The 17,424-nt window shown below is 63.3% G+C and carries 15 protein-coding genes and 1 tRNA gene; 4 read left to right on the plus strand and 12 right to left on the minus strand.

All coding sequences use genetic code 11. The annotated features are described in order from the left end of the window. Positions 1–28: 28 nt before the first annotated feature. Together OH764_RS13325 and OH764_RS13330 are read right to left on the minus strand one after the other, a co-directional pair. Positions 29–619 (minus strand): YceB family lipoprotein, encoded by a 591-nt coding sequence (locus tag OH764_RS13325; protein WP_498847114.1) that lies wholly within the window; start codon positions 617–619, stop codon positions 29–31. A 54-nt stretch (positions 620–673) separates the two neighbouring features. After that, the gene (locus OH764_RS13330; RefSeq protein ID WP_498847115.1) at positions 674–994 is read right to left on the minus strand and encodes a YkgJ family cysteine cluster protein; all 321 of its coding nucleotides are present in this window, start codon (positions 992–994) and stop codon (positions 674–676) included. A 219-nt stretch (positions 995–1,213) separates the two neighbouring features. Here OH764_RS13330 and hemN point away from each other — a divergent pair, with 219 nt between their 5' ends. Both hemN and OH764_RS13340 read left to right on the plus strand, forming a co-directional pair. Then, positions 1,214–2,599: an oxygen-independent coproporphyrinogen III oxidase gene (gene hemN, locus OH764_RS13335; RefSeq protein ID WP_498847116.1), complete on the plus strand. Its 1,386-nt coding sequence runs from the start codon at positions 1,214–1,216 to the stop codon at positions 2,597–2,599. A gap of 106 nt (positions 2,600–2,705) precedes the next feature. Then, positions 2,706–2,790 (plus strand) — tRNA-Leu (locus OH764_RS13340). Between the two features lie 132 nt (positions 2,791–2,922). Here the strand turns inward: OH764_RS13340 and OH764_RS13345 are convergent. Further along, positions 2,923–4,308, minus strand: coding sequence for an APC family permease (locus OH764_RS13345; protein WP_498847117.1), 1,386 nt, complete (start codon positions 4,306–4,308; stop codon positions 2,923–2,925). Between the two features lie 211 nt (positions 4,309–4,519). Between OH764_RS13345 and OH764_RS13350 the strand changes: the two genes are divergently transcribed. Continuing rightward, positions 4,520–5,485 (plus strand): alpha/beta fold hydrolase, encoded by a 966-nt coding sequence (locus OH764_RS13350; protein ID WP_498847118.1) that lies wholly within the window; start codon positions 4,520–4,522, stop codon positions 5,483–5,485. Between the two features lie 43 nt (positions 5,486–5,528). Here OH764_RS13350 and OH764_RS13355 read toward each other — a convergent pair whose 3' ends face one another. The 9 genes from OH764_RS13355 to OH764_RS13395 form a co-directional block, all read right to left on the minus strand. Further along, positions 5,529–6,362 carry a M55 family metallopeptidase gene (locus tag OH764_RS13355; protein WP_498847119.1) on the minus strand — a complete coding sequence of 278 codons (834 nt, stop codon included), beginning with the start codon at positions 6,360–6,362 and terminating at the stop codon, positions 5,529–5,531. Beyond that, positions 6,362–7,474, minus strand: coding sequence for a DmpA family aminopeptidase (locus OH764_RS13360; RefSeq protein WP_498847120.1), 1,113 nt, complete (start codon positions 7,472–7,474; stop codon positions 6,362–6,364). Before OH764_RS13360 ends, OH764_RS13355 begins: the two co-directional genes overlap by 1 nt. Next, on the minus strand, positions 7,471–8,376 hold the full coding sequence (gene gsiD, locus OH764_RS13365; RefSeq protein WP_020069090.1) for a glutathione ABC transporter permease GsiD: 906 nt from the start codon (positions 8,374–8,376) through the stop codon (positions 7,471–7,473). Before gsiD ends, OH764_RS13360 begins: the two co-directional genes overlap by 4 nt. Before the next feature lie 7 nt (positions 8,377–8,383). Beyond that, a complete protein-coding gene (gene gsiC / locus OH764_RS13370) occupies positions 8,384–9,304 on the minus strand; it encodes a glutathione ABC transporter permease GsiC (RefSeq protein WP_020069091.1) in 921 nt (306 codons plus the stop codon). Positions 9,305–9,415: 111 nt separating this feature from the next. After that, positions 9,416–10,978: a glutathione ABC transporter substrate-binding protein GsiB gene (gene gsiB, locus OH764_RS13375; protein ID WP_498847121.1), complete on the minus strand. Its 1,563-nt coding sequence runs from the start codon at positions 10,976–10,978 to the stop codon at positions 9,416–9,418. A gap of 197 nt (positions 10,979–11,175) precedes the next feature. Beyond that, on the minus strand, positions 11,176–13,098 hold the full coding sequence (locus tag OH764_RS13380) for a dipeptide ABC transporter ATP-binding protein (protein WP_498847122.1): 1,923 nt from the start codon (positions 13,096–13,098) through the stop codon (positions 11,176–11,178). A gap of 58 nt (positions 13,099–13,156) precedes the next feature. Then, a complete protein-coding gene (locus OH764_RS13385; RefSeq protein ID WP_498847123.1) occupies positions 13,157–14,152 on the minus strand; it encodes an isoaspartyl peptidase/L-asparaginase family protein in 996 nt (331 codons plus the stop codon). Then, positions 14,149–15,156 (minus strand): MurR/RpiR family transcriptional regulator, encoded by a 1,008-nt coding sequence (locus OH764_RS13390; protein WP_498847124.1) that lies wholly within the window; start codon positions 15,154–15,156, stop codon positions 14,149–14,151. The genes OH764_RS13385 and OH764_RS13390 overlap by 4 nt, the downstream gene beginning before the upstream one ends. A 149-nt stretch (positions 15,157–15,305) precedes the next feature. After that, positions 15,306–16,556 carry an MFS transporter gene (locus OH764_RS13395; RefSeq protein WP_498847125.1) on the minus strand — a complete coding sequence of 417 codons (1,251 nt, stop codon included), beginning with the start codon at positions 16,554–16,556 and terminating at the stop codon, positions 15,306–15,308. A 92-nt stretch (positions 16,557–16,648) separates the two neighbouring features. On the opposite strand from OH764_RS13395, the gene OH764_RS13400 reads away from it, so the two are divergent. Then, positions 16,649–17,359 carry a pseudouridine synthase gene (locus OH764_RS13400; protein ID WP_131317023.1) on the plus strand — a complete coding sequence of 237 codons (711 nt, stop codon included), beginning with the start codon at positions 16,649–16,651 and terminating at the stop codon, positions 17,357–17,359. Positions 17,360–17,424 lie beyond the last annotated feature (65 nt).

Consider the following 17,424-nt stretch of genomic DNA (forward strand, 5'->3'; position numbering starts at 1 on the left):
CGCACGGCCCTGCCGGCCACGCGCAACGTCATTTCTCGACGATTTGCACGCGTATGCCGTTTGTAAGGATGGTGATTGTACCGGGTTCGTAATTAACTCCGGCAAATTGAAGTTGTTCCGGCTTGAATGTATAGATCGGGTAATTGCTCAACAACTGCGTGGCGAGCACGGCGGCGGCGGCGTTGATCTGTTGCGTATAAGCCTGCGCCTCGCCGCTCACGCTGACGTTGTCGACATTGGGCGATTTCAGCACGACGGATTTGCTCGCGGCGTCGTACGCGAGTTCGCTCGACAACGTGAAGACGCCGTCGACCGGCTGCGGCATGAACGGGCTCGCGAGGTGCGCATCGAGCTTCACCGAAATGCGGTTCGCGTCGGGCAGCAAGCCGACCACCGGATGGCTCAGCGCGACGTCGAATACTTGTGAGACAGTGCGTTGATAAGGGAATTTGCGCTGCACGGCGTCCTGCACCTGCTGCTGCGAGAACGTGTAGTGCGACGGAATGAACGGAAAGATCGACGCGGCGCAGGCCGTGAGCGAAACAATGCCAAGCGCGCCGGCACCGGCCAGCGCTGCGAGCAGAAAACGGCGCCTGGTGGGCGCGACAAGTCCAGTCATACACAATCTCCGATCAACCACCATTGAGAGCCTGCCTCGGTCCAGGTACTTGCTTTAATCAACTTCGGGCCGAGTCTGCGCTTCGAGCAGCGTGAGCCATGCAAGCGCTCTTCCTCTGTCCGGCCCGCACATTTCCAGCTGCGGCTGCAGCCCCGAGCAGCATGCCGGCCGCTCGGGCCGGCCGAAGATCGCGCATCGCAAGTCTTCGCCTAGTTGCACGCAGCGCACACCCGCCGGCTTGCCGTTCGGCATGCCCGGAATGGGACTTGAAATCGACGGCGCGATACAACACGCGCCGCAATCGGGGCGGCACGCATGATCTGCCACATCAAACGGAGAGTCGCGGTTCGTCACGCGATCGCGCACATCACTCACTACATTGTCCTTAAATCGAAGAGCGGCGCATCGCCACCCGACCCGCATTGTGCCACTGCGTCGCGTGCGACCTTTTTACACAATCCGGCGCGAGACCGCTCACGTAAACTCGACTGACCCTCAAGGCCACGCTCGTGAGGCGCCGCGAGTTCCGTTCATCAATGCGGGAAACAGCGGAGTTCCCGCCTCTTTGCCGGTGGCCATCACAACGAGCCCTTCATGACCACCGCCAATTCGCTGTTTCGCCCGGATCTGCTCGCCAAGTACAGCGCGAACGGCCCACGCTATACGTCCTATCCCACTGCCCTTCAGTTCCGCGACAACTTCTCCGTTGCCGACTATTTACGCGCCGCAGCGGACCCTGGCGCATCGGCCGCGGACCTCTCGCTGTACTTCCATATTCCGTTCTGCGACACGGTTTGCTTCTACTGCGGCTGCAACAAGATCGCGACGAAAAACCGCGCGCGCGCCCGCCCCTACCTCGAACAGTTGAAGCGCGAAATGGCCTTGCAGGCCGCGTGTTTCGATACGCGCCGGCCAGTATCGCAATTGCATCTGGGCGGCGGCACGCCCACGTTCATGTCGAACGATGAACTGGCCGAGCTGATGAGCGCGGCTCGCGAGCACTTCACCTTGCTGCCCGACGACGAAGCCGAATATTCGATTGAAGTCGATCCGCGCGAGGCTTCGCCCGAGACCATCGCGCATCTACGCAAGCTCGGCTTCAATCGCCTCAGTCTCGGCGTGCAGGACTTCGATCCGCTCGTGCAGCGCGCCATCAACCGCATTCAGCCGCTCGACATGACCGCCTCTGTCATGCAGGCCGCGAGGCATACAGTCTTTCATTCGATCGGCGTCGATCTGATCTACGGCCTGCCGCATCAAACGGTGGACAGCTTCACTCGCACGCTCGATACGATGATCGAACTCGCGCCTGATCGCCTCTCCGTGTTCGCGTATGCGCATATGCCGCAGCTCTTTAAAATGCAACGTCAGATGGACGCTGCCACGCTGCCCTCGCCTGCAATGCGGCTCGCTATCTTGCAACGGGTAGTCGAGCGTCTGACAGCGGCGGGCTACGTCTACATCGGCATGGATCACTTCGCGCTGCCCACAGACGAACTGGCGCGCGCGCAGGCACAGCGAACCTTGCACCGCAACTTCCAGGGCTACAGCACGCGTGCCGAATGCGATCTGATCGGCTTCGGCGCGTCGTCGATCGGCAAGGTCGGCGACGTCTACGCGCAGAACGCAAAAGACCTGCCCGCGTACAGCGCGGCGATCGACGCCGGCAAACTGGCAATTGCACGCGGTGTACGCCTCACCGCCGACGACCGCCTGCGCCGCGACATCATCACCCAGTTGATGTGCAATCTGGAATTGCGGTTCGACGAATTCGAAGCGATGTACGGCATCCGCTTCGCCGATACGTTCGAACCCGAACTCGACCGCTTGCGCGGCTTCGAGCAGGACGGCCTCGTGTCGCTGACCGAGCGCAAGCTGGAAGTACAGACGGCCGGGCGCATGCTCGTGCGCAACATCGCAATGGTGTTCGACCGCTATCTCGGCCAACAGACGCTCGAACGTTTCTCGCGCACTGTTTGACGGCATGGCGCGCGGTGGCTGCAACCGGCTTGCCCGTCGTCGAATTTTCGGCCATAATCTGCGTCTTCGCCACGCGCCAGCATCTCGCGCGTGCGCTGCAAGACCTGCCCAGGTGGTGAAATTGGTAGACGCAGGGGACTCAAAATCCCCCGCCGCAAGGCGTGCCGGTTCGATTCCGGCCCTGGGCACCAAATATTTTCGTGGTCAGCACGAAATCAGCGGTGAATTAGCCGCAAGATGTATCGCAAACCCGCGCAAGCCGAACGCTTCGCGGGTTTTTGCTTTTCGGCGAGCACGGCTCTCGCCTTGCTCGCCTCATCCTCCTAGCGTCCCACCACCCGCGCGGCAACATGCGCCGCCGCGCGACGACGCTTGAACGCATAGCCCGCCCACATCACCACGAGCCACACCGGCACGAGCAGCACGGAAACCGACAAGCCTGGGGTCATCGCGAGAATCACGAGGATCAGCGCCATGAATGCGAGGCAGATCCAGTTACTGACGGGAAACCAGAACGACTCGAAGACGAGTGTCTCGCCCGCTGCGACCATCGCCCGGCGCGACTTCAGATGCGTGAGGCTGATCAACGCCCAGTTCAGCACGAGTGCAGCGACGACAAGCGCCATCAGCAAGCCGAGCGCCTCGGCGGGAATCAGATAGTTGACGATCACGCAGGTGAACGTGGCCAGCGCCGATAAGCCGATCGCCATATACGGCACACCGCGCCGGTCGACCTTCATCAGTGCGCGCGGCGCATTGCCCTGTTCCGCGAGGCCGTACAGCATGCGGCTATTCGCGTAGACGCCGCTGTTGTAGACGGACAGCGCCGCGGTCAGCACCACCACGTTCAGCACGTTGGCGGTCAGCGTCGAACCGATCTGCGAAAAGATCATCACGAACGGGCTGCCGCCGGCCGCCACTTCGTTCCACGGATACAGCGACAGCAGCACCGCGAGCGAGCAGATATAAAAAATCAGGATCCGGTAGATGACCTGATTCACGGCCTTCGGAATGCTCTTTTGCGGCTCGTCTGCTTCCGCTGCGGTGATGCCGATCAGTTCCAGCCCGCCGAACGAAAACATGATGACGGCGAGCATCGTGAAGAGTCCGTGGAACCCATGCGGGAAAAATCCGCCATGGCTCCAGAGATTGCTGATCGATGCCTGCGGGCCGCCATGTCCACTGACGAGCAGATAGCCGCCGAACAGGATCATGCTGATGACCGCCACGACCTTGATGATCGCGAACCAGAATTCCGTCTCGCCGTATGCTTTGACGTTCGCGAGGTTGATCGCGTTGATGCCCGCGAAGCACACCAGCGCCGACACCCACGTCGGCACACCGGGCCACCAGTAATGAACGTATGTGCCGACCGCCGTCAATTCGGCCATGCTAACGAGCACGTATAGCACCCAGTAGTTCCAGCCAGACAGAAAGCCGGGAAAGTCGCCCCAATACTTGTACGCGAAGTGGCTGAACGAGCCGGCCACGGGTTCCTGCGCGACCATTTCGCCCAACTGCCGCATGATCATGAACGCGATGACACCGCCAATTGCATAGCCGAGAATCATCGAAGGGCCCGCGGCCTGCAATACGCTTGCCGAGCCGAGAAAGAGTCCCGTGCCGATCGCGCCGCCCAATGCGATGAGCTGGATGTGGCGGTTCTTCAGCCCGCGTTTCAGGCCGTCTTGCTGTAGTGCATTGTCCAAATTGCGCCCCAGTGTATGGATTTCGATCGCCGGAGCGGACTTGTGGTCCGCTCCGGCAGAACCGAAAATTTTACCTCGGCCGAAATTGCCCAAATACTGGTACCAACCCGCGCTTTGTCTCGCACGCACCGGCACGGGAGGATAGCGGTTGTCACTGCCGCACCGCTTCTGTATGTTGCCGTAGTCGGTTCGATGCCTCAGGAGATGCAACATGTCACCCAAACACCTGTTTTGCGCCGCCGTCCTTTGTCTCGGTTTTGAAAGTCTCGGCGTCTTTGCGCAAAACGTCGCACAGAACACAGCGCCTGCGGCCACACCCCCTGGTGCACCGGCCGCGGAACGCACGCCCGAACCCGCCCAGTCCGCCGAGCCGGTTGCTCCGCCGGCAGCCGAAGCCAGCCCATCTGCAGTGCCTTCCGCCGCCTCCGGGGCGCCCGCTACAGCCTCGGCCACCAAGCCCGCCATCGCGGCGATAACAGGGCCGGTGCGCAATGTCGTGCTGGTTCACGGCGCGTTCGTCGACGGTTCGAGCTGGAATGGCGTCGTCGCGAAATTGCAGCAGAAGGGCTATCACGTGAGTTCGGTGCAAAACCCGCTTACCTCGCTCGCTGACGACGTCGCCGCGACGCGTCGTGTGCTTGCTCGCCAGGCAGGCCCGACGATGCTCGTCGGCCACTCATGGGGCGGCGTCGTGATTACCGAAGCGGGGGCGAATGCGCCGAACGTCGCGGGGCTCGTGTACATCGCGGCAATCGCACCGGATCTGCACGAGTCGACGATGGACCTGCTGAAGCGCGGCGCGCCGATGCCCTCGGGTCAAAGCATCGTCAAGGACGCGAGCGGTTTTCTGTGGCTGGACCGCAGTAAATACCACGCCGACTTCGCCGCCGACGTCCCCGAAAATCTGACGCGTGTGCTGTCGGCCGCGCAAGTACCGATCGCCGCCAAGGCCTTCGGCGAAACGGTGAGCCAGGTCGCGTGGAAAGAGAAGCCCTCGTGGTACGTGGTGACGACCAAAGACCGCGCAGTGTCGCCGGACGTCGAGAGATTCATGGCAGAGCGGATGGGCGCGAAGATCGTGCCGATGGCGTCGAGCCATCTCGCGCCGGTGTCGCATGCGGGCGCGATTGCCGACGTGATAGACCGAGCCGCGCGCGAATTGAGCAGGCAGCAGTAGTACAGCCGTTCAATTACTCGCGGCGGGTCTGCAAACGCAAACGCTATCGCAGCATGAACGACATCGCGGATAAACAGTTGAGCATGCGCACCGCATGTTCAGCCGATTCCGCGCCAAAGCGCAACGTGACGGCATCGACACGCGTGATCGTCGGCCACTGGCAAAACAGATCGGCTAGTGCGCTCGTCTGCACGCGCAATTCGCACTCGACAGGCTTAGCCGTGCCGCGTGTAGCTTGCGAAGGGTGACCGTTGGCGAGATGCTGCTGCACCACCTCGCGTGCAGTGCTTCCGATAGCCGCGCGAGCGCTGGCCGGCGACTGCGTGACGCCGCTCGCGTGTCCGGTCGCACTCTTCGTCACGACGAAGCGCGCGCCTGGAAAGCGCGGCGCGGTTTCGTCGGCGAAAACGTCGTCGCCGGATAAAAGCGCTACCTGTGCGCCATATTCTTCCGCCAGCGCGCCGTAGAGCCCCGCCTCGCCCACCTCTTCCCCATTCAACGACACGCGTGCAAACGCGAAACTATTGATGGTATGCGCGAGGATGCCGCGCGTTTGCGACATTGCGTGATACCCAATCATGAACACGAGCGCGGCGCCGTATTCCAGACCAGCCATCATGCCGAGCGTGCGCGGCTTGCCGAGCACCACCTGAGCTCGCGGGTCGAGCAGGTCGGGCAGCAGATTGCGAAACCCGCCGTGCGAATCGTTGACCCACACTTGAGTCGCGCCGCCGGCGAACGCACCTTCGATCGCCGCGTTCGCTTCGAGCGTCATCCAGCGGCGCGCGGCTTCGTATTCGCCGTTGCCCGAGCGCGTTTGTTCGGGATGAAACACGCCGGCAATCCCTTCGATGTCGGCGGAAATAAGGACTTTCATCAGGACTTTCTTTTCAGTAAATGCGCGAGGTCGGGAGCGCTCTCGCCCAATGATAGACGCCGATGTCCATCGCGGCCGGTCACGGACTCCGCGCTCCACAACGCATCGAGAATCGCCTGTTCGACGCTGTCGGCGCAGGCGCGAAAGAGCGGGTCCATGTGTTGATCGGCGAGCAGAGGCGGGAGGGCGATGAATTCGGCGATATGCGGCACCGTATAAGCCGTTGAAAAAGCGAACGCAATATCCCCGCTACCGTGACCATAGACGGAACCCGTGCGCGCAAGGCCCGCGGCCGCGCGCAAAGAAAGGCGCTTGAGTTGACGCGCGTCGAGCGGTGCATCGGTTGCGACGATCATGATGATCGAGCCTTGCTCGGGCTTCGCGACATCCGCACGTTTGCCAGCCGATTCCGCCTTCTCTGTTGCCGCACGCCTGGCAAGAATTCGCCCGAGTGGAGTACCGTCGACAATTAGCATCGGCAAACGGCCGAAGTTGGCGAGCACGAGCGCGCCCACTGTGTATTCACGTTGACCGATCCGCACCACGCGAGAAGCGTTGCCAATGCCGCCCTTCAGATCGAAGCACGACATGCCGCGCCCCGCTCCGACCGACCCGCTCGCAACGCTCGTACTCGCCGCGTCGTATGCCTCATTGAAGTGCTGCTCGCCGATGGCTAACGCCTGGATATCGTTCAGGTATCCGTCGTTGCATTCGAACACCAGCGGATTGATGGTCGGCCACTCGCGGCCAATGCACGGATTAGCGCGTATGGCCGCGCGAATCTGCGCCTGCGCCACAGCGGCCACGCCGAAAGTATTGGTCAGCGCGATAGGCGTTTCGAGCGTGCCCAGTTCGTCGACCTGCACGAGGCCCACGCTCTTGCCAAAGCCATTGATTACCGACGCCGCCGCCGGCACCTTGTCGAGAAACGGATCACCTGCATGCGGACGAATCACGGTGACGCCGGTTTGTAGCGCGCCTTCATCGAGCGTGCAGTGTCCGACGCTCACGCCATGCACGTCGGCAATCGTGCCCAGCGGCCCGCACTGCAACTCGCCGATATGCGGCGCATCCGGCAAATTGTGCAAACCCGGCAACTGCGTCGAACTCATGGGCGATCGAGCTTCGGATCGAGCGCATCGCGCAAGCCGTCGCCCAGCAGGTTGAACGCGAGCACGGTCAGGAAGATCGCGAGACTCGGAAACAGCGCGATATGCGGAGCGGTGACCATATCCGCGCGTGCTTCGTTGAGCATTGCGCCCCACTCGGGCGTTGGCGGTTGAGCGCCCAGTCCGAGAAACGACAGGCTAGCGGCGGTGATGATCGACGTGCCGATACGCATCGTGAAGTACACGACCACCGACGAGATCGTGCCCGGCAATATATGACGCACGATAATGGTCCAATCCGACGCGCCGATACTGCGCGCCGCTTCGATATACGTGAGCTGCTTGAGCATCAGCGTATTGCCGCGCACGAGCCGCGCGAAGGCTGGAATGCTGAAGATCGCCACCGCGCAGATCACGTTGATCATGCCGTTGCCGAGAATCGCGACCACGCCGATTGCAAGCAGAATGCCGGGAAAAGCGAACAGCACGTCGGCCACACGCATGGTGATGCGATCCCACCAACCTTCGTAGTAGCCTGCGAGCAGCCCGAAGAAAGTGCCGATCACCGCGCCGATCGCTACAGACAAAAAGCCGGCTTCGAGTGAAATGCGTGAGCCCGCGAGAATACGGCTGAAAATATCGCGGCCCAACGAATCGACGCCAAACCAGTGCGCGGCCGATGGCCCTGCATTCAAGGCGTCGTAGTCGAAGAAATTCTCAGGGTCGTAGGGCACGATATGCGGCGCGGCAATCGCGATCACGACCAGCAGCAACACGAAAATGCCGGCGGCGAGCGCGACGTGCTGCTTGCGAAACTTGCGCCAGAACTCGCTCCAAGGCGTGCGGATCGCGCGCTCTGCGCCGGAAGGTTTGGCCGCATCCGGCCCGGTGGCTGTCGTGCTCATGCAGGCCTCACTTGAAACGGATGGTCGGATTGATCACGGCGTACAGCACGTCGACGACCAGATTGATGATGATGAATTCGAGCGAGAACAGCAGCACCTCGGCCTGAATCACCGGATAGTCGCGCATCGACACCGCGTCCACCAGCAAGCGCCCGAGGCCCGGCCAGTTGAACACGACTTCGACCACGATCGAGCCGCCGAGCAGAAAGCCGAATTGCAGACCCATCATCGTGACGACGGGGATCATTGCGTTACGCAGACAGTGTTTGACGATCACGAGCCGCTCGGGCACGCCCTTCGCGCGCGCGGTGCGCACGAAGTCCTCGTTCATCACCTCGACGAACGATGCGCGCGTGAAGCGCGCCATCACCGCCGCAACCGCCGCGCCGAGAGTGAGCGAAGGAAGTATGTAGCTCTGCCACGAGCCGTCGCCGACAATAGGCAGCCAGCCGAGCTTCACCGAGAAAATCTCCATCAGCAGCATGCCGAGCGCAAATGCGGGAAAGGAAATACCCGACACCGCGAGCGTCATGCCGAGCCGGTCAGGCCAGCGGTTACGCCACACCGCCGACACGATGCCGATACCCATGCCCATCACGACCGCCCATACCATGCTTGCGAGCGTGAGCAGCAGCGTCGGCATGAAACGCTCGCCGATCTCCTGGCTAACGGGCCGCTTGCTGCGCGTGGACGTGCCGAAATCGCCGTGCGCGATCTTCACGAAGAAGTGCGCGAACTGCTGCGGCATCGGCTTGTCGAGTCCGAGGTCCGCACGCACCAGTGCGACGGTCGCTTCGTCGGCATCGGGACCGGCGGCGAGCCGCGCCGGATCGCCCGGCAACAGATGCACGAACAGAAAGACCAGCACCGCGACGATAAAGAGCGTCGGCAGCAAACCAAAGAGACGTTTGACTAGGAAGTTCAGCATTGAAGCTCAATCCGGCAATGAAGCGGGCAACGAGGTGTCATGTAGGGCAGCGATACGCGAGCGCGGCGCCGCATGTCCTGATGCAACATGCAGCGCCGCACGGTCAACTCATCACTTGACCGCGATCTCGTCGAAATTGAACGAGCCGTCCGGCGCGACATAAGCACCCGACAGACGCTTGCTGCGCGCATACACGACCTTTTCCTTGACGAGGAAAATCCATGGCGCGTCGGCCCAGATGCGTTTTTGCGCGTCCGTGTAAAGCGCGGCCTTCTGCGTGCGATCCGTGGTTTCGAGCGCCTGCTTCAGGTCGCCGTCGACCGTATCGTTCTTGTAGTAGGCGGTATTGACCATCTTCGGCGGGAACGAGACCGACGCGAGCAGCGGCGTGATCGCCCAGTCGGCTTCGCCTGTGGACGACGACCAGCCCGCGTAGTACATGCGCACCGGCGCGGTCGCCGCGTCTTGCGCGCTTTCTACCTTGGCTACGCGCTGGCCGGCTTCGAGCGCCTCGACCTGCGCCTTGATGCCGACTTGCGCCAGTTGCTGCTGCACGAACTGAATGACCTTCTGCGCGGTCGAGTAGTTATACGCGGACCACAGCGTGGTTTCGAAACCGTTCGGGTAACCCGCTTCCTTCAGCAACGCGCGAGCCTTCGCGGGATCGTACGGCCAGGGCCCGAGCTTCACCGCGTAGTCCACGCCTTGCGGCACGACGCCGTCGGCAGGCGTTGCATATCCGGCGAACACGACTTTGGTCAGCGCCTCCTTGTTGACCGCGTAGTTCAGCGCCTCGCGCACTTTCGGATTGTCGAACGGCTTCTGATTCATGTTCAGGCTGATGTAGCGCTGAATGATCGACGGCGACGCGATCAGATCGACCTTCGGGCTCGACTGCAATTGCGCGGCCTGCTCGAACGGCACCTGAAACGCGAAGTCGGCTTCGCCCGTGCGCATCAGCGCGGCGCGCGTGTTGTTGTCGACCACCGGCTTCCAGTCGATTGCATCGACCTTCGGATAGCCCTTCTTCCAGTAGCCGCCGAACTTCTTCACCGTCAGGTCACCTGCCGGGTCCCACTTCACGAATTCGAACGGGCCCGTGCCGACCGGATGGAACGCAATGTCCTTGCCGTACTTCTTCAGCGCGTCCGGCGAAATCATCACCGCGGACGGATGCGCAAGCACGTTGACGAAGGCCGAGAACGGCGCCTTCAGCGTGATCTTCACCGTGTACGGATCGACCACTTCCGTCTTCTCGATGCGGTTGAACATGTTGTAACGCTTCAGCTTGTTCGCCGGATCCGTCACGCGGTCGAAGTTCGCTTTGACTGCGGCGGCATTGAAGTCGCTACCGTCCTGGAACTTCACGCCGTGACGCAGCTTGAAGGTGTAGACGCGCGCGTCCGGGCTCGCTTCGTAGCTATCGGCGAGCACGTTGACGAGCTTCATGTCCTTGTCGAAGCCGAAGAGCCCCTGGTAGAACGACTTGGCTACGGCTTGCGACAGCGTGTCGTTCGCATCGTACGGATCGAGCGTGGTGAAGGTCGAGGCGACGGCCATCACCGCGGTGGTTTCGGCGTGCGCCATATTGCCCGCGAGCATCGCGAACATTACCGCGCCGCCGCTGATCAGCGCGCGCAAACGGAACGTGGAAGACGGGACCGGCAGGTTCATGAGTGTGCTCCAGGCTGCGAAAATGAAATGGTTTAAGTTGCTGCGAGACGATTTGCTTTAGGTTGCTTTACGTTGCTTTAAGTTGCCGCATCGGATTTTTGCGTCCGGCTTGTTGTCCGGCTTTGTTCCCCGGATCTTGTGTCAGGGCTGCTTGCGTGCCGGCTACGCCTGGCTCCGCTGGCTGCGCTCATCGCCGTTCAATACGCGCCGCCGACGCGATGTTGTGCGACGAAGTGCCCCGGACCCACGGCGACGAGCGGCGCCACGGCCGGTTCATCGTTCAATGAGCGGATCGGGCTCGGGATTTCATCGGCGGCGAGCATCCGTTTCGCGTGACGTCGCGCGGGATCGGCAACCGGTACCGCGCCCATCAACTTTCTCGTGTACGGATGCTGCGGCGCCTCGAACACTGCGCGGCGCGGACCGATCTCGACGATCTGGCCGAGGTACATCACCGCAACGCGATGACTGACGCGCTCCACGACCGCCATGTCGTGCGAGATGAACAGATACGCGACGCCGAGCTCGCGCTGCAGATCGAGCATCAGATTGACGATCTGCGCTTGCACGGAGACGTCGAGCGCGGAAACGGATTCGTCGGCAATCACGACTTTCGGATTCAACGCGAGCGCGCGCGCAATCGCGATGCGTTGCCGCTGGCCGCCGGAAAATTCATGCGGGTAACGGCGCGCGGCTTCAGGCGGCAAGCCCACTTTTTCGAGCAGCCACGCGACCCGCGCCTGCGCCTCGGCGCCTTGCGCGACGCCGTGCACGAGGAGCGGCTCCATGATCGAGAAGCCAACCGTCAGCCGCGGGTTGAGCGACGCAAACGGGTCCTGGAAAATAAACTGGATATCGCGACGCAGTGCCTGCAACGCAGGTCCTGTGAGCGAGCTGATTTCCTTGCCGTCGAACTCGATCGAACCGCTCTGACTTTCCACGAGCCGCAACAGCGAGCGGCCCGTGGTCGACTTGCCGCAGCCCGACTCGCCGACTAGCGCGAGCGTTTCACCCGGCCGCAGATCGAAACTGACTTTTTCGACTGCATGCACGCGGCCCGTCAGGCGGCCAAAAAGCCCGGTCCTGACCGGAAAGCGCGTGACCAGATCGCGCACGCGCAGAATCGGCGGCGTGCTTTCGTCGACATGCGGTTGCGTTTCCTTCGCGACGGCGGCTGCAGGGCGCACGGGTTCATCGGCGCCGCTCGCGCCCGCCTGCTCGACCGTCAGAATCGGAAATTTCGCGGGTTGATCGGTGCCTTGCATTGCGCCCAAACGCGGCACGGCGGCGAGCAGCGCCTTCGTATAAGGATGCGACGGCGCCGCGAAGAGCGCGTCCGACGCACCCTCTTCGACCTTCTCGCCGCGATACATCACCAGCACTCGGTCCGCCACTTCAGCGACCACGCCCATGTCGTGCGTGATGAAGATCACGCCCATGTTCATCTCGTCCTGCAGGCCGCGAATCAGTTGCAGGATCTGCGCCTGAATGGTCACGTCGAGCGCGGTGGTCGGTTCGTCGGCGATCAGCAACGCGGGCTTGCACGACAGCGCCATCGCGATCATCACGCGCTGGCGCATTCCGCCCGACAGTTGATGCGGAAACCGCGCCGCCACGCGCCGCGCCTCGGGAATGCGCACGAGTTCGAGCAGACGCAGTGTTTCCGCGAATGCCGCCGAGCGGCTCTTGCCCTGATGCAGCGAGATCGCCTCACTGATCTGGTCGCCCACCGTGAAGACTGGATTGAGCGAGGTCATCGGCTCCTGAAAAATCATCGCGATGTCGGCGCCGCGAATCGAGCGCATCGTGCCGGACGACGCTTTCGCGAGGTCGAGCACGCTGCCGTCGCGGCGCCGGAATGCGATGCTGCCGCCGGCAAGGCGCCCACCGCCATGCTCGATCAGCTGCATCAACGCGAGCGATGTCACTGATTTTCCTGAACCCGATTCGCCCACTATCGCGAGCGTCTCACCGCGCTCGACTGTCAGCGACAGATTGCGCACCGCGTTGAAGGTGGTCTCGCCGCTGCGAAACGCGACCGACAGGTTGTCGACTGCAAGCACGCGTTGCGTCGGCAGGTTTTCAGTAATCGGGCTGGCGGTGTGCGATGAAGTCGGCACAATGATTCCTTTGAATTCGAACGCGCTAGCGGTCTTCAGCAGTGTTCAGGGTAACGAACTAACGGTAGATCGCCGTCGTCGGCGCCTCGCCAAGACGCACGAAACCGCGGTACATACCCTCGGTATTGAACGGCAACGCGATATTGCCGAGTGCGTCGACGGCGATCAGGCCGCCGCGGCCGTCGATCCTGGGCAGGCGGTTCATCACGACGTCATGCGCGGCTTCGTGCAACGACACGTTGCGGTAGGCCATTTGCGCGGCGACGTCGTAAGCCGCGACCATGCGCATGAACATTTCGCCCGAGCCGGTGGTCGAGACCGCGCAGGTTGCGTCGTCCGCATAGCAGCCCGCGCCGATCAGCGGCGTATCGCCCACGCGCCCGACCTGCTTGTTGGTAACGCCGCCCGTCGACGTCGCCGCCGCAACGTGGCCGTGCCTGTCGAGTGCGACCGCGCCGACAGTGCCGAACTTGCGGTTCGGATCGATCGGCTCGTGCGGCATGGGATCGCTATTGTCTGCAGACGACGGCGACGCGGCGAGCGACGCGCCGTCGTGATCGAGCATTGCGCGCTGCTGATCGCGCGCGAGCAGCCATTGACGATAACGCGCTTCGGTATCGAAGTACTGCGGTTCGACGAATTCAAGTCCCTGCGCGGCCGCGAAGCTTTCCGCGCCTTCGCCGGTGAAGAGCACATGTTCGCTGCACTCGAGCACGCGGCGCGCGGCCAGAACCGGATTGCGCACACGCTTCACGCAACAGATCGCGCCGGCCTCGAGCGTGCTGCCGTCCATGATCGCCGCGTCGAGTTCATGCGTGCCCGCTGCCGTGTAGACCGCACCCCGGCCCGCGTTGAACAGCGGGCAGTCTTCGAGCAACCGCACGGCCTCGCTGACTGCGTCGAGCGCGCTGCCGCCGTCTGCAAGCACGCGTTGACCGGCAGCGAGCACGGCGTGCAGAGCCGCGTGGTATTCGGCCTCGGCACTGGCCGACAGCGACGCGCGCAGGATCGTGCCCGCGCCGCCATGAATGGCAATGACTGCGTTGTCGTTCATCGTTTGAGTTTGGATTTTGCCTGGGTGGTGCGAGGGTTCGGTACTGCGCCTACTGACGTACGCGCAGTGCGCGCCGGTTCGCGCACGGCTTCACCCGCCCCACTCGCGGATGCGGACAGCGGATCGGTGAGCCACGGCAATACGAACTCGGTAACGTCGGCGGCTGCCTTCACCGAGCGCTTCGCCCGATAAGCGACCGCGTCGCATAGCGCTTCTATCACGGCAAGAACAGCGGCATCCGCGTTCGCCGCGAGGCGGCGTTCAGAGCGCACGTATAACGAGAGATCGGCGAACTGCGCGAGCGGTGAGCGCGGTCCGTCGGTCAGTGCCAGCACGCGCGCGCCGCGAGTTGCCGCACGACGCGCGAGCTCGATGGTGTCGTCGACATAACGTGGAAACGCGATGCCGATCACGAGGTCGCCCTTGCCGCAGTTGAACAGGCGCCGCGCCGCATGCGACGGTCCGCCGATGAACGCGAGCGATTGCACGTTGTCGTGATACGCCATCAGGCCGTGCTCCATCAACCCGGCCAGGAACGCGCTCGTACCCGCGCCCAGCACGAACACACGCCGCGCGGCGAGGATCGCTTCGACCGCGGCCTCGGCGGCGGCGCTGTCGATCGCCGTGCGGGTCAGGTGCAGGTTGTTGCTTGCCTGTTCGAGCGACGCGTCGACCACGTCGTCGCCCGCAGCGAGCGACTCCTGCGCGCTACGCAGCCGTTCGACCGGCGCGAGCGTCGCCTCGAAGCCGCGCACGAGCGCATCGCGGAACTGTGGATAGCCGTCGAAACCGAGCGCGCGGGCAAAGCGATTCGCGGTCGCCACCGACGCGCCGACCACGCTCGCCAGTTCGTCGATTCGCATGGTGGCCGCGCGGAACAGATTGGCCAGTACGTACTCGCCCATACGCCGATGAATCGGCGTGAGCGTTGGCATGGCCGCCTCGATGCGCGCAGCGATGGCCTGCTCGGCCGGATTGGATGCAACGGACGGTTGATGAATCATGCGAGCGAAGCGGCGTGGTCAGCGCGGCAGTGTGTCGAGGTGTAAGCAAATTGGATGAAAGTATATTTACATGAAATTGGTCCGAGAAAAAATTCATTTTCATTTTTTGGGGGTTTGCCCTGGCGCTCGTCCTGCGCTGAAGTTGATCTTCAGCAAGCCGTGACGCGTTCCTCGGGAATGCGCGCGAGCCGCGCTGCAGGCGACATCGCGATGATCGACGCCTGCACGAAAAAGGCCGCGGCGGCGGCGATCAGGCAGGCGTCCATGTTCCAGCGCGCGCTGATCGCCGCGCCGAGCAGTGCGCCTGCCGGCCGCGCGCCATAGGTCGCCGTGCTGTTTAGCGCGGAGACGCGGCCCATCATCCGTTGCGGCGTGATGGCCTGGCGCAGCGTGGTCGAGCCGACCACCCACAGGATCGGTCCCGCGCCGAGCAGAAAGAAGCTGAGCAGCGCCAGCCAGAACGACGGCGCGACGAGCGTCCCCACCATCACGAGCGACGCGAGCAGCCCGCACGACGGCCCGATCAGGAGCACACGGCCGAACGCGAGGCGTCGCGCGACGGCGGGTGCGGCCAGCGCGCCGCACACCATGCCGACGCCATACGCACCCAGCGTGATGCCTACCGCCGAGGCGCTCAATCCCAGCCGATGCACCGCGTACGGCACATACACCGCTTGCAGCACGAAAAAGCCAAGGTTGAAAAATACGGCCGTCGCAAGCATGGGAAGCAGCAGCGAGTCGCGCAATACGAAGCGCGTACCCTCGCGCAACTCCAGCATGAAGTGACGCGCAGGCGTCGCCGTGCGCGGCGGTTCGCGCAGTCCCGCAAGCAAACCCACCGCGAGCGCGGACAACGCGGCCGCGCAACCGTATGCCCATCCCGCGCCGATCCATCCCACCAGCAGGCCGCCCAGCGCCGGCCCAGCCGAATACGCGACGCTGCGCGCAAGTTCGAGACGGCCGTTCGCGCTGGCGTACGCTTCGCGCGAGACTATCGACGGCACTAGCGAAGGCGCGGCGACGTTGTAGGCCACTGTGCCAGTCGCGGCCACGAAGCCCAGCGCGGCGAGCAACGGCAGGCTGAGCGCATGGGTCATCAGAAGCAGAAGCACGCAGAGCATTGCGACGACGCGCACGCTTTCGGCGAGCGCCATCAAGGTGCGGCGCGAGCGGCGGTCGGCCCATACGCCGAGCGGAATCGACAGCAACAGGAAAGGCAGCGTCTGCGCTGTCTGCAGAAGTCCCGTGCCGCGTGCGTCGGCGCCGAGCGCGAACACGGCGACGAGCGGCGCGGCGGCGAGGCTGATCTGCTCAGCGGATTGCGCGACGAGGTTAGACCACGCGAGCCGCTGGAAAGCGGCCGGCAAAAGGACACGGGATGAAGACGGCGAGGCGTGCATCGATGGCTCCGGCAACGAAAGAGGAGCGACCATCGTGGCCGCGAACCCACCGCGGGACGCCCCGCTTCTTGCGGTGTTATTCTTCGCTCGCCATGAATCTCGAAAGCATTCTCTTCACCCAGGGCTTCGGCTCGCGCCGCCAATGCCGCGCGTTGATAAACGACGCTCGCGTGAGCATCGGCGGAACGCTGTGCACCGACGCCGACGCCGATTTTCCGACTGACGATGCGTCGTTCTGCTTCAGCGTCGACGGCGTGGTCTGGCCGTATCGCGAGCGCGCATATCTCCTGCTCAACAAGCCGGCCGGCTACGAGTGCTCGCGCGATCCGCAGCATCATCTGAGCGTATTCAGTCTGCTGCCGCCGCAGTTCGCCGAGCGCGGCGTGCAATGCGTCGGCCGGCTCGATCAGGACACCACCGGCTTGCTGCTGCTCTCCGACGACGGCAAGTTCGTCCACATGTTCACGTCGCCCAAACGCAAGGTCCCGAAGGTGTATGTCGCGACAACCCGTCATGCGATCGACGACGCGCAGTTGAGCGCGCTGCGCAATGGCGTGTTATTGCACGGCGAGTCGAAGCCGGTCGCGGCAGTCGCGGCCGACGCACGCGGCGAGCACACATTGGCGCTCACCGTCATGGAAGGCAAGTATCACCAGGTCAAGCGGATGATCGCGGCGGCCGGCAACCGTTGCGAAGCGCTGCATCGCGAGCGCGTTGGCGGACTCGCTTTGCCCGCGACCCTCGCGCCAGGCGCGTGGCAATGGCTCGACGAAGCCGACCTCGGATCTTTACGGAGCGGGTAAACCGGTAGGTCACGCGCAACCATCTGACAAGATTAGGAAAGCCCTGTGCGCACGCGCACATTCGC

It is taken from the genome of Burkholderia sp. M6-3 (assembly GCF_050858985.1).
Classification (GTDB): Bacteria; Pseudomonadota; Gammaproteobacteria; order Burkholderiales; family Burkholderiaceae; genus Paraburkholderia; species Paraburkholderia caledonica.